A 12,444-nucleotide genomic window follows, 5' to 3' on the forward strand; every position below is an offset into this window, starting at 1 on the left:
TATCGACAAAGTCTATCACAGCGCGGTGGCGGCAGGGCGGGGCAAAAAAAAGCGCCGCCCGCAGGCAGCGCTTGTTGGCGAAACGGCAGCTTCGGGATTACTCGTGATCTTCCCATGCCTGAGCGCGAGCCACCGCTTTTTTCCAGCCGCTGTAGCGGTAGTTGCGTTCGGTGGTTTCGATGCTTGGGCGGAATTCACGCTCAACCACCGCTTTGCTCTTCACTTCATCCAGATCGTTCCAGTAGCCGATGGCCAGGCCCGCCAGGAACGCCGCGCCCAGCGCCGTCGATTCACGCACTTCAGGGCGTTCTACGCGGGTGCCGAGAATATCGGACTGGAACTGCATCAGGAAGTTGTTGGCGACCGCGCCGCCGTCCACGCGCAGCGATTGCAGGCGGGTGTTGGCGTCGGCCTGCATGGCGTCCAGCACGTCACGGGTCTGGAAGGCGATGGATTCCAGCGTGGCGCGGATGATGTGGTTGCTGTTGGCACCACGGGTCAGGCCGAAGATGGCGCCGCGAGCATACGGATCCCAGTAGGGCGCGCCCAGGCCGGTGAAGGCCGGCACCACATAGACGCCGTTGCTGTCTTTCACCTTGGTGGCGAAATATTCGGAGTCGGCGGCGTCGCTGATCAGTTTCAGCTCGTCGCGCAGCCACTGGATAGACGCACCGCCGATGAACACCGCGCCTTCCAGCGCATAGTTCACTTCGCCGCGTGGGCCGCAGGCGATGGTGGTCAGCAGACCGTTTTTCGAGCGCACCGCTTCTTTGCCGGTGTTCATCAGCAGGAAGCAGCCGGTGCCGTAGGTGTTCTTCGCCATGCCCGGTTGAACGCACAGCTGGCCGTACAGTGCCGCCTGCTGGTCACCGGCGATACCGGCGATAGGAATACGCGTGCCGCCCTTACCGCCGATGTTGGTCTGGCCGTACACTTCGGAGGACGGGCGGACTTTCGGCAGCATGGCGCGCGGGATATCCAGCACTTCCAGCATGCGCTCGTCCCAGTCCAGTTCGTGGATGTTGAACATCATGGTGCGTGAGGCGTTGGTGTAATCGGTGACGTGTACGCGCCCCTGGGTCATTTTCCACACCAGCCAGGTATCCACGGTGCCGAACAGCAGTTCGCCGCGCTTGGCGCGCTCGCGGGCGCCTTCGACGTTGTCCAGGATCCACTTCACCTTGGTGCCGGAGAAGTACGGGTCAACCACCAGGCCGGTGTTGTGACGGATGTACTCTTCCAGGCCGTCGCGCTTGAGCTTCTCGCAGATGTCGGCGGTGCGGCGGCACTGCCAAACGATGGCGTTGTAAATCGGCTTGCCGGTCTCTTTTTCCCAGACGATGGTGGTTTCGCGCTGGTTGGTGATGCCGATGCCGGCGATCTGATCGGAATTGATGTCGGCTTTCGCCAGCACTTCTACCAGCGTCGAACTTTGCGACGCCCAGATCTCCATTGGGTCGTGCTCAACCCAGCCGGCCTTTGGATAGATCTGCGGGAATTCGCGCTGCGATACTGCAACGATGTTGGCGTCGTGATCGAGCACGACGGCACGTGAGCTGGTGGTCCCTTGGTCGAGTGCGACAATGTATTTTTTTTCTACAGTCATGGTAATTATCCTGCTGTTGTTAACCGTGTAAAACTGCACCCATCACGCTTTACGCTGCTGGGTCTTGGCGTCAGGCTCTTCTTCCGTCACGCAGACGTCGCACGGCAGGTGGCGGCCAATCAGCGCGCGGTAACCGAAAGCGCCCAGGCCACAGCCGACGATAGGGGCGAAGATCGGCACCAGGAAGTACGGGATGTCGCGTGCGCCGGTGAAGGCGACTTTGCCCCAGCCGGCCAGGTAGGCGAACAGTTTCGGCCCGAAGTCACGCGCCGGGTTCAACGCAAAGCCGGTCAATGGTCCCATGGAGGCGCCGATCACGGCAATCAGAATACCGATCAGCAGCGGCGCCAGCGGGCCGCGCGGAATGCCGTTGCCGTCGTCGGTCAGCGCCAGGATCAGGCACATCAGGATTGCAGCGATCACCATTTCTACCAGGAAGGCCTGGCCGACGGAGATGTGCGCGTTAGGGTAAGTCGAGAAGATGCCGGCCAGTTCGAGGCTTTCGTTGCTGCCGCGCACCATGTGGTGGGCCGCTTCGAAGTCGAAGAACAGATTGTAGTACAGCCCGTAGACCAAGGCCGCGGCGCAGAAGGCGCCGGCGACCTGCGCAATGATGTAAGGCACCACTTTGCGCCCGTCGAAGCAGGCGAACAGCCACAGGGCGAGGGTGACCGCCGGGTTGAGATGCGCACCGGAAATCGCGGCGGTCAGATAGATGGCCATGGCGACGCCCAGGCCCCAAATGATGCTGATTTCCCACTGGCCGAAGCTGGCGCCCGCCAGTTTCAGCGCGGCAACGCAGCCTACGCCAAAGAAGATCAGCAGCGCCGTGCCGAGGAACTCGGCGATGCACTGGCCTTTTAATGTCGGACTGGTGGTTTGGCTCATAATGTTGGTGTCCTGCAAAACGGCGGTTGTTGGTTTATAGGCTCAGCCAGGTATACATCTGACCTATGGGCACAGTTTTTTCATCTCGTCCAATTATTGAATGAGGACGTGATGTAAATTTATCGTTAACGAACATAAACGAGAAATAGCGAAATCAAAATGTGTGTGGCGCGTCATAAAATTGAGCGATTTCGCGTCGTTTAGTGTTCTTTCTGAGCCATAAAAGTGTGATCTGACCAGTGGTTTAGCGAGGGGCGTTAACAACTCGCGGCGGCGGCGATGGGGATTTTCAGTTTTTGCTGATGGCGAGGGCAGGAAAATTGCAACAGACTGCGCGATGATCCGGTATGTTGCTAGACAGGCGGAGACTGGCTACTTACAATCGTTTTTAACGAATCGAGACCGGCGCGCCTTTCGTAACGGCGCGCGTCACTGAGCGCGATGCAATATTCGCAGTAGCTGCAGCCGACGTTGCGGCCGCTACTTATAGATGTACGCCTTGCTATCATGAGGGGACTGAAGCATGTCATTTGAAGTATTTGAGAAACTGGAAGCAAAAGTACAGCAGGCGATTGATACCATCACCTTGTTGCAGATGGAAATTGAAGAGCTGAAAGACAAAAACAACTCTCTGTCGCAGGAAGTTCAGGCTGCCTCCGGCAACCACGAAGCGCTGGTGCGTGAAAACCAACAGCTGAAAGAAGAACAGCACGTATGGCAAGATCGCCTGCGCGCGCTGCTGGGCAAAATGGAAGAGGTTTGATTCCTTACGCCATGCAGCAACGAAAAGGGCGCCTGAGGCGCCCTTTTTCATGTCCGAAAATCACTCGATGTCGAGCGGGTCTTCGGAGAGGATGATGCCGGTATTGTCGGCATACAGGTGGTCGCCTGAGAAGAAGGTGACGCCACCGAAGTTGACGCGGATATCGCTTTCGCCCACGCCTTCGCTTACGGCACCCGCCGGGATCGCCGCCATCGCCTGAATGCCGATGTCGAGCTCTTCCAGATCGTCCACCTGGCGCACCGCGCCGTACACCACGATGCCTTCCCATTCGTTCTGGGCGGCCAGGCGCGCCAGTTCGGCGTTGATCAGCGCCCGGCGTACCGAACCGCCGCCGTCGACCAACAGCACGCGGCCGCGGCCGTTTTCTTCAAGCAGATCGAACAACAGGCCGTTATCCTCAAAGCATTTCACCGTGGTGATCTGCCCGCCAAATGAAGTACGCCCGCCAAAATTGGAGAACAGAGGTTCAACAACGTTCACCTCTTCATGATAGATGTCGCAAAGTTCGGAAGTATCGTATTTCATAGGATTTTACGTCTGTTTGCCGCAGGAATGTTCAGTATATCCCTTTATTCGCCCTGTTGGCAAAATCATCAGTTTTTAACTGAGCGCCACGCCGATGGCGAACAGCAGGTTGGCCAGCAACGCCGCCTTGACCATATGCTCCAGCATCGGCCGCATGCCGACCGGCGTCGGATCGCGCAGCACGCGCAGGCCGTGGCGCACCAGCAGCGGGATCGCCAGCACGAACAGCCAACCCCACGGGCTGTGGAGGTTGAACAGCGTGAACAGCGCGAAACACAGCACCGCGCCGCCGAGCAGCAGGGCGTGGTAAATGCGCGCCTTGTGCGGGCCGAGACGCACTGCCAGCGTATTCTTGCCGTTTTCGCGATCGCTTTCGATATCGCGCAGATTGTTGATGTTGAGCACCGCCGTCGCCAGCAGGCCGCAGGCGGTGGCCGGCAGCATCACGACGCTGTCGAAGGTGTGCGTCTGCAGATAGTAGGTACCGGCCACGCTCAGCCAGCCGAAGAATACCAACACCGAGATATCGCCCAGCCCCAAATACCCGTAGGGCTTGTTGCCGACGGTATAGGTGATGGCCGCCACGATGGACAGCCCGCCCAGCACCAGGAAACCCACCACGTCGCTGGGTTGCTCGCAGGCGACGGCGATCAGCGAACAGCCGGCGAGGGCGATCAGCACCACCGTCACCACCAGCGCCCGTTTCATCTGCGCCTGGGTGATCATGCCTTTCTGCATGCCGCGCAATGGCCCGATGCGATCTTCTTTGTCGCTGCCTTTGACCGCATCGCCGTAGTCGTTCGCCAGGTTGGAGAGGATCTGCAGCAGGCCGGCGGTCAACAGCGCCAGCAGCGCTACTTCCGGTTTCAGGCTGCCGTGCCAGGCGGCGATTGCCGAGCCGACCACGATGGAGGCAAAGGCCAGCGGCAGGGTGCGGGGGCGTAGACTTTCCAGCCAGGCGGAAATCGGGGTGGTGGAGGTTGATGAGCTCATGTTTCGCTTCTGTGTCCGTTAGAAATAATTGTGGGAGGCAATGCCTCCCACACAGATGACTGACAAGACAATGATTGAGCGATTATAGGATAAAACGACTCAAATCTTCATCCGCCACCAGTTCATCCAGATGACTGCGCACGTAATCCGCATCAATTGTAATGGATTGGCCATTAATTTCACTCGCATCGTAGGAAATATCTTCCATCAGACGCTCCAGCACGGTGTGCAGACGACGCGCGCCGATGTTCTCGGTGCTTTCGTTGACCTGCCACGCGGCTTCGGCGATGCGGCGGATGCCGTCGGCGGTGAACTCGATGTTGACGCCTTCGGTGCCCATCAGCGCTTTGTACTGTTCGGTCAGCGACGCGCTCGGCTCGGTCAGGATGCGCTCGAAGTCTTCGGTGGTCAGCGCCTGCAGCTCAACGCGGATCGGCAGACGGCCCTGCAGTTCCGGGATCAGATCCGACGGATTGGCGGTCTGGAACGCGCCGGAAGCGATGAACAGGATGTGGTCGGTCTTCACCATGCCGTGCTTGGTGGACACGGTGCAGCCTTCCACCAGCGGCAGCAGATCGCGCTGCACGCCTTCGCGCGAGACATCCGGGCCGGAGCTTTGGCCGCCGCGCTTACAGATTTTGTCGATCTCATCGATAAACACGATGCCGTGCTGCTCAACCGCTTCGATCGCCTGCTCTTTCAGCTCTTCCGGATTCACCAGCTTGGCGGCTTCTTCTTCCACCAGCAGCTTGAAGGCTTCTTTGATCTTCAGCTTGCGCGGTTTTTGCTTCTGGCCGCCGAGGTTCTGGAACATCGACTGCAGCTGGTTGGTCATCTCTTCCATGCCCGGAGGCGCCATGATTTCCACGCCCATCGGCGCGGCGGCCAGATCGATTTCGATCTCTTTGTCATCCAGCTGGCCTTCGCGCAGTTTCTTGCGGAATGCCTGGCGGGCGGCGGACGGTTCCTGATTTTCTTCCGGCTGGCCCCAGTTGTTTTTGGCCGGCGGGATCAGCACGTCGAGAATGCGCTCTTCGGCCAACTCTTCGGCGCGGGTGCGGTTTTTCTCGATCGACTGCATGCGCACCATTTTGATGGCGGCATCGGTTAGATCGCGGATGATGGAGTCCACTTCTTTGCCCACATAGCCCACTTCGGTGAACTTGGTGGCTTCAACCTTGATGAACGGCGCGTTGGCCAGCTTCGCCAGACGGCGGGCGATTTCGGTTTTACCGACGCCGGTCGGGCCGATCATCAGAATGTTTTTCGGGGTCACTTCGTGACGCAGCATCTCGTTGAGCTGCATCCGGCGCCAGCGGTTGCGCAGGGCAATGGCGACAGCGCGTTTGGCCTTGTTTTGGCCAATGATATAGCTGTCTAGTTCGCTGACGATCTCGCGCGGGGTCATTTCAGACATGGTATTCGATCCTTACGCTTTGGAAGGCAATTCTTCAATGGTGTGGAAATGGTTGGTGTAAATACAGATGTCGCCGGCGATGTTGAGAGATTTCTCAACGATGTCGCGGGCGCTCAGTTCGGTATTTTCCAACATGGCGCGGGCGGCGGCCTGGGCGTACGGGCCGCCGGAGCCGATGGCGATCAGATCGTTTTCCGGCTGCACCACATCGCCGTTGCCGGTGATGATCAGCGAGGCGGTTTCATCGGCGACCGCCAGCAGCGCTTCGAGCTTGCGCAGCATGCGGTCGGTGCGCCAGTCTTTCGCCAGCTCGACGGCGGCTTTCACCAGGTGGCCCTGATGCATTTCCAGTTTGCGTTCAAACAGTTCAAACAGCGTGAAGGCGTCAGCGGTGCCACCGGCGAAACCGGCGATCACTTTGTCGTTATACAGGCGACGCACTTTCTTGACGTTACCCTTCATCACCGTATTACCCAGGGTTGCCTGGCCATCACCACCGATGACGACCTGGCCGTTGCGGCGTACGCTTACAATTGTTGTCACGAGCAGACCCTCGTTAAAGACGGAAAGAAGTCCCCGCAGCGCCTGCTTTCGCAGACGCTACGAGGCATATTGAGAGTATAGATGGGGGGGGATTGACGCTTTTCAACCCCCAACGGAGAGGGGAATGCAACTCGACATGCCGACGCCCTTCAGGCGCGAAAGGGTTTTGTCCGCTGCGGCGCGGCTGCTGTAGGGGCCGAGCACTACGCGATTCCAGCCGCCGCCGGCGGTGATGCGGCTCTCGATGCCCTCGAACGCCAGGCGCGCACGCACGGATTCAGCCTGATCGGTGGCGCGGAACGAACCGCATTGCACCATCCACTTCTGTTTCGATTCCGGTTTGGTGTCCTGCTTGGCCGTTTCCTGTTTCACTTCCGGTTTGGGCTCCGGCTTCGGTTGCGGCTTCGGCTCAGGCTGTTTCACCTGCACCGGTTGCTGGGTGGCCGGCTTCGGCTGCTGGTGCTGCTGCACCGGCGCGGTGGTGGCCCCGTTGTTGAACGGGTTGCGCGGTGGCTGAGTGACCTGCTGCTGTTGCTGTACCGGCTGCTGCTGCATTTGCGGTTGTTGCATCTGCTGCTGCTGGCGGTTGCTGCGCGCGTTGGCCTGGCCCGGATCGTTATACGGCACTTCATTCAGCTGCGTCGGACGCTGCTGCATGTCGGCCTGCATTTGTTCCAGCAACTGCCGCTGTTCGGCGGTCAGCTGAGTTTTGGAATTGAGCTCGCCGCCGGCCGTCGGTTCGGTCGGGGTTTGCACGCCGATCTGCCGGTTTTCCAGCTCTTTGATATAGCGCCAGCGCTCTTCCGGCTTCGGCGGCAGGCCGTTGCCTGGGCGAGTGGTGTGTGCAGGCAACAACGGCGCGTCTTCCGGCTTGTTGTGCGTAATGAAATAGAGGCCACCGACAAAGACAACCAGCAACGCGACGGCTAACGCCAGCACGGTTTTGGAAACCTTCGGAGAACTGCGTTTTTTACGGCTGGGGGTTTTGCGCTTAGCTCCTGCTGCGCGCCCACGGCTTACATAGTCTTTTTGTGCCACTATTATTCCGCTGTGTCCTGATGAGAGGATAAGTCCGTCATGTTACTGAACCCTAAAATATTTGACTAGCGTTTCGGAGCAGCGGTGCTGCCTCTGATAATCAATTCACTGTCCAATAGCCGGGAGCCGCTGGCCACCGTCTGGCCGTTCAACTGCTCCAGCAGCAGCAACATCGCCTGTTGGCCGATCTGGAAGCGCGGCTGCGCCACCGTGGTCAGCGGCGGATCGCAATACTGCGCCAGCTTGAGGTCGTCAAAGCCGACGATCGACAGATCCTGCGGTACCCGCAACCCCATTTTCTTCGCCTGGGACAGCACGCCGATCGCCATGACGTCGCTGTGGCAGAACACCGCCGTCGGCGGTTTCGGCTGAGCCATCAGCGCCGTCAGCGCTTGCGCGCCGGCTTCGTAGGTAAAATCACCCCGGGTAATATAGCTGCTTTCGACGGTAATGCCATTACGACGTAGCGCTTGAACGTAACCCTGCAGCCGATAATGGCTCAGCGGCATCTGTTCCGGCCCGGCGACGCAGGCGATCTGCCGGTGGCCCAATTGATGCAAATAATGCACGGCTTCAAAGGCGGCGGTCAGGTTGTCGATGTGCACCGTCGGCAGTTCCAGCTCAGGGGCAAACTCGTTGGCCATCACCATCGGCGGCAGGTTGCGCTGCTCTTCCTTGCTGGCGTCAAACGGCAGGTTGGAGCCCAGCAGCAGCATACCGTCGATCTGTTTGGTGATGATCAGATTGACGAAGGTGCGCTCTTGCTGATTTTGCTGCGCGCAGTCGCCGATCAGCACCAGATAACCTTGTTGGGCCGCGGTCTGTTCGATCCCCTGGATCACATCGGCGAAAAACGGATCGCAGATGTCGGGCACGATCACCAGGATGGTGCGGGATTCGTTGCGTTTGATATTGCGTGACAGAGCATGAGGAGAATAACCTACGGCCAGCACGGCCTGTTCCACTTTCTGGCGCGTTGGCGTTGACACCTTTTCCGGGTTCATCAGCGCACGCGATACGGTAGCCGTTGAAACGCCCGCCATTTCGGCGACGTCTTTCATGGTCGCCATGGATAACTCTTTCTTGTGTTCCAACGCCTTTCTCCTTGCGTCAGCCCCATGCCGACGCCACTACTGCTGTTTGCTCACAATGTCCGGCATGCGGTGGCGAGATTGTTGTCATTGAGCGCCACTCGCGTTCGGGCACTCCGTCGCGCTGCGATGTGGCGACAAAATTTGCCCTCGCAGACATTCTAAACAGAATAGGCCCCGCCTTTGTTACCTAATTTGCATAAAAAATGTGACCTGAGAAGGTTTTTTAGCGTTCGCTCGCAATTTCAAGGGTAAACGTTTGCACTGCGGCAGCTAAATCGGACTTTTCCGGGATCAGCTGTCGATCGGATCGACATCCAGCGTCCATTTCACCTTGCGTGTTTGCGGCAGGGTGCCGATCAGCGGCAGCGAGCTTTTCATCAGCTGTTGCAGGACGCGCCGCGTCGGGTGCTGCAGCAGCAGCTGCCAGCGGAAACGGCCGCCGCGTTTGGATTGCAGCGCCGGCACCGGGCCCATCACCCACAGCGAATCGTCCTTCAGCGGGCTGGCTTCCAGCAGGTTGCGCAGCTGCTGCAGGAACAGCGGGGCCTGTTGGTTATCGTGATCTTCGGCGCGCACGATGATGTGGCTGGTGTAGGGCGGCAGAAACACGCTGTTGCGCTCCGCCAGCGTCTGTTTGGCGAAGGCGTCGTAACCTTGTTGCAGCAGCACCTGCAATAACGGGTGCTCCGGGTGGTGGGTTTGCAGCAGCACTTCACCCTGTTTGCCCGCTCGGCCCGCGCGCCCGGAGACCTGGGTATAGAGCTGAGCGAAACGCTCGGCGGAGCGGAAGTCGGCGGAGAACAGCGCGCCGTCCACGTCCAACAACGCCACCAGCGTGACGTCGGGAAAATGGTGGCCCTTGGCCAGCATCTGCGTGCCGATCAGAATGCGCGCTTCGCCGCGATGAATATCCGCCAGGTGCTGCTCCAGCGCCCCTTTACGGCTGGTGGTGTCGCGATCGATGCGGGTGATCGGCGTGTCGGGGAACAGCGGCGCCAGCTCCTGCTCCAGCTGCTCGGTGCCGACGCCGACTGATACCAGGTGGGTGGAGCCGCACTGCGGGCATTGGTGCGGCACCGGCCGCTGGCTGTCGCAGTGGTGGCAGCGCAGCTGGCGCTGATGCTGGTGGAAGGTGTAATAGTGATCGCAGCGCTGGCACTCGGCGATCCAGCCGCATTCGTGGCACAACAGCGCCGGGGCATAGCCGCGGCGGTTGAGGAACAGCATCACCTGATTGCCGGCTTTTAAATGGTGCTGCATGCTTTTCAAAAGCGGCTGCGACAGGCCGACCTTCAGCGGCAAACCTTTCAGATCGATCAGATGCTGCGCCGCCGGTTTGGCGTTGCCCGCGCGCTGGGTGAGCTTTAACTGGCGATATTTGCCCAGCTGCACGTTGTGCAGCGTTTCCAGTGCCGGCGTGGCGGAGCCCATCACCATCGGGATGTCCTCTTCCCGGGCGCGAAACACCGCCAGATCGCGGGCATGGTAGCGCCAGCCTTCCTGCTGTTTATAAGAGCTGTCGTGCTCTTCGTCGATGATGATTACGCCCAGTTGCCGGAACGGCGTGAACAGCGCCGAGCGGGTGCCGATGACGATCGCGGCTTCGCCGCTGCGCGCGCGCAGCCAAACCGCCAGCCGTTCGCTGTCGTTCAGTCCGGAGTGCAGCACGTCCACCGGCGCGTTGAAGCGCTCGCGAAAGCGGGCGATGGTTTGTGGCGTCAGGCCGATTTCCGGCACCAGCACCAGCGCCTGCCGGCCTTTGGCCAACACGTTCTCCAGCACGCTGAGATACACCTCGGTCTTGCCGGAGCCGGTGACCCCGGCCAGCAGCCAGGCGGCGAACTGCTCATCCTCGCTTCTGATCGCCCCGACGGCGGTGGCCTGTTCGGTATTCAGCCGCAGCCGCTCGCCAAGCACCGCGAAATTGGGGCGCCAGTCCTGCGTGGCCGCGACCTGAGCACGCAGGTCGATCAGCCCTTTGGCGCGCAGCGCCTGTAGAGCGCTTTCCGTCAGCTCAAGCTGGCTGACTTGATGGCGATAGACCGGGCGTTGCAACAGCGCCGCCAGCGCCTGCTGCTGTTTCGGCGCGCGTTTCAGGCTTTCGGGCGGCGTGGCGCGCCCCTCTTCGGTGGCGAACCACTGCCACAGCGGCGCGGCCTCGGCCGGTTTGCCTTGGCGCAGCAGGATCGGCAGCGCATGGAACAGCACTTCACCGATGGGATAGTGATAGTAATCGCTGGCCCAGCGCAGGATGCGCCACAGGCTGGGAGAGAACAGCGACTCGGTGTCGATCACGCTGTCGATCGGTTTGAGCTTGTCCAGCGGCAGTTCGCTGGTGTCGCTGCAGCCGGTGACGATGCCGATTGCATGCTGCCTGCCCCAGGGCACGCCCACGCGCGCGCCGGCCACCGGCTGCATGCCGGGCGGCAGCAGATAGTCGAAGGTGCGGGCGAGGGGGACCGGCAAAGCAACGTGTACGACGGGCATGATCTCATCCAAATTGAAAAAAAGTGGGCATCAGTTTACACGGCGCATCGGCAAATGTACGGTTCCGATTGCGCGCCCCGGCTAATGCTGTATAATTTGCCGCCTTTGGTATAATTCGATACCAAAATTCTATTATCAACCACGTGTGGTGTCTGGCGAAACAGGGCTGGATAGCGACACGGCCTTAACTGAGGTTTCCCATGAAACAAGGTATCCACCCAAAATACGAAGAAGTTACTGCTAACTGCTCTTGCGGTAACGTGATGAAGATCCGCTCCACCGTGGGCCACGATCTGAACCTGGACGTTTGTGGCGCATGCCACCCGTTCTACACTGGCAAGCAGCGTGACGTTGCTACCGGTGGCCGCGTTGACCGCTTCAACAAGCGTTTCAGCGTACCAGGCGCTAAGAAATAAGATTTCTTATCGACCGATGAAAAAGGCGCCCTGGGCGCCTTTTTTCTTTTCTGCCGCCGGCGTTCGCCGGGCGGTTCTCAATATTCCCAGGTATCGGGATCGACACCCAGTTCGCGCATCAACGCTTTTGCGGCTTCCGGGATTTCATCGCTGCGCTCTTTGCGCAGGTCTTCATCGTTCGGCAGCGGCTGGCCGGTAAAGGCATGCAGAAACGCTTCGCACAGCAGTTCGCTGTTGGTGGCGTGGCGCAGGTTGTTCACCTGGCGACGGGTCCGTTCGTCGGTAAGGATTTTCAGGACCTTCAGCGGAATGGATACCGTGATCTTTTTGACTTGCTCGCTTTTTTTACCGTGTTCAGCGTAAGGGCTGACATACTCGCCGTTCCACTCAGCCATGGGACACCTTAACTTTGTCAGAAAAATTACAAAATTCTAAAAACCGGCCAATTATGCCCGATCTTCACTGTTCTCACTAAATAAATGTCAATTTTACGCGACCAGGGTCACTGAATGCCCCGCTTCGGCCAGGCATTGCCGCTTAACATCTTATCGTCATGTCATATCGGCATAATTTTAGCGGGTATTGTGTCATTGCTCAATCTATACGCAAAGAAGTTTAGATGTCCAGATGTATTGACGTCTATCAATCCTGCG

The 12,444-nt window shown here is 59.4% G+C and carries 12 protein-coding genes; 2 read left to right on the forward strand and 10 right to left on the reverse strand.

Going from position 1 to position 12,444, the window contains the following annotated elements; genetic code table 11:
- Positions 1 to 97: 97 nt before the first annotated feature.
- Together glpK and GT753_RS23560 are read right to left on the reverse strand one after the other, a co-directional pair.
- Entirely contained in the window at positions 98 to 1,606 is a 1,509-nt protein-coding gene (gene glpK / locus GT753_RS23555; protein WP_004931097.1) for a glycerol kinase GlpK, read from the reverse strand.
- A gap of 42 nt (positions 1,607 to 1,648) precedes the next feature.
- Positions 1,649 to 2,494, reverse strand: coding sequence for an MIP/aquaporin family protein (locus GT753_RS23560; protein ID WP_015379417.1), 846 nt, complete (start codon positions 2,492 to 2,494; stop codon positions 1,649 to 1,651).
- 523 nt (positions 2,495 to 3,017) lie between these two features.
- Here GT753_RS23560 and zapB point away from each other — a divergent pair.
- Entirely contained in the window at positions 3,018 to 3,257 is a 240-nt protein-coding gene (zapB, locus tag GT753_RS23565; protein WP_004931092.1) for a septal ring assembly protein ZapB, read from the forward strand.
- Positions 3,258 to 3,317: 60 nt separating this feature from the next.
- Here the strand turns inward: zapB and rraA are convergent, their stop codons facing one another.
- The 7 genes from rraA to priA all read right to left on the reverse strand — a co-directional run bounded on the left by rraA (position 3,318) and on the right by priA (position 11,375).
- Complete coding sequence (gene rraA, locus GT753_RS23570) at positions 3,318 to 3,803, reverse strand: ribonuclease E activity regulator RraA (protein WP_004931090.1); 486 nt, start codon at positions 3,801 to 3,803, stop codon at positions 3,318 to 3,320.
- 75 nt (positions 3,804 to 3,878) lie between these two features.
- Entirely contained in the window at positions 3,879 to 4,796 is a 918-nt protein-coding gene (locus tag GT753_RS23575) for a 1,4-dihydroxy-2-naphthoate polyprenyltransferase (protein ID WP_015379416.1), read from the reverse strand.
- A gap of 82 nt (positions 4,797 to 4,878) precedes the next feature.
- On the reverse strand, positions 4,879 to 6,213 hold the full coding sequence (gene hslU / locus GT753_RS23580; RefSeq protein WP_004931086.1) for an HslU--HslV peptidase ATPase subunit: 1,335 nt from the start codon (positions 6,211 to 6,213) through the stop codon (positions 4,879 to 4,881).
- Between the two features lie 12 nt (positions 6,214 to 6,225).
- The gene (hslV, locus tag GT753_RS23585; protein ID WP_004931085.1) at positions 6,226 to 6,756 is read right to left on the reverse strand and encodes an ATP-dependent protease subunit HslV; all 531 of its coding nucleotides are present in this window, start codon (positions 6,754 to 6,756) and stop codon (positions 6,226 to 6,228) included.
- Positions 6,757 to 6,858: 102 nt separating this feature from the next.
- Positions 6,859 to 7,794, reverse strand: a complete 936-nt coding sequence (gene ftsN / locus GT753_RS23590) for a cell division protein FtsN (RefSeq protein WP_088382011.1) — start codon at positions 7,792 to 7,794, stop codon at positions 6,859 to 6,861.
- A gap of 65 nt (positions 7,795 to 7,859) precedes the next feature.
- Positions 7,860 to 8,888: a DNA-binding transcriptional regulator CytR gene (cytR, locus tag GT753_RS23595; protein ID WP_004931082.1), complete on the reverse strand. Its 1,029-nt coding sequence runs from the start codon at positions 8,886 to 8,888 to the stop codon at positions 7,860 to 7,862.
- A gap of 291 nt (positions 8,889 to 9,179) precedes the next feature.
- Positions 9,180 to 11,375, reverse strand: coding sequence for a primosomal protein N' (priA, locus tag GT753_RS23600; RefSeq protein WP_004931080.1), 2,196 nt, complete (start codon positions 11,373 to 11,375; stop codon positions 9,180 to 9,182).
- Between the two features lie 200 nt (positions 11,376 to 11,575).
- On the opposite strand from priA, the gene rpmE reads away from it, so the two are divergent.
- The gene (rpmE, locus tag GT753_RS23605; protein ID WP_004931078.1) at positions 11,576 to 11,791 is read left to right on the forward strand and encodes a 50S ribosomal protein L31; all 216 of its coding nucleotides are present in this window, start codon (positions 11,576 to 11,578) and stop codon (positions 11,789 to 11,791) included.
- Between the two features lie 77 nt (positions 11,792 to 11,868).
- Here the strand turns inward: rpmE and metJ are convergent, their stop codons facing one another.
- Positions 11,869 to 12,186 carry a met regulon transcriptional regulator MetJ gene (gene metJ, locus GT753_RS23610; RefSeq protein WP_004931076.1) on the reverse strand — a complete coding sequence of 106 codons (318 nt, stop codon included), beginning with the start codon at positions 12,184 to 12,186 and terminating at the stop codon, positions 11,869 to 11,871.
- Positions 12,187 to 12,444: the final 258 nt, after the last annotated feature.

The sequence above is a fragment of the Serratia sp. Z4 genome (assembly GCF_009900725.1).
Taxonomy (GTDB): domain Bacteria; phylum Pseudomonadota; class Gammaproteobacteria; order Enterobacterales; family Enterobacteriaceae; genus Serratia; species Serratia nematodiphila.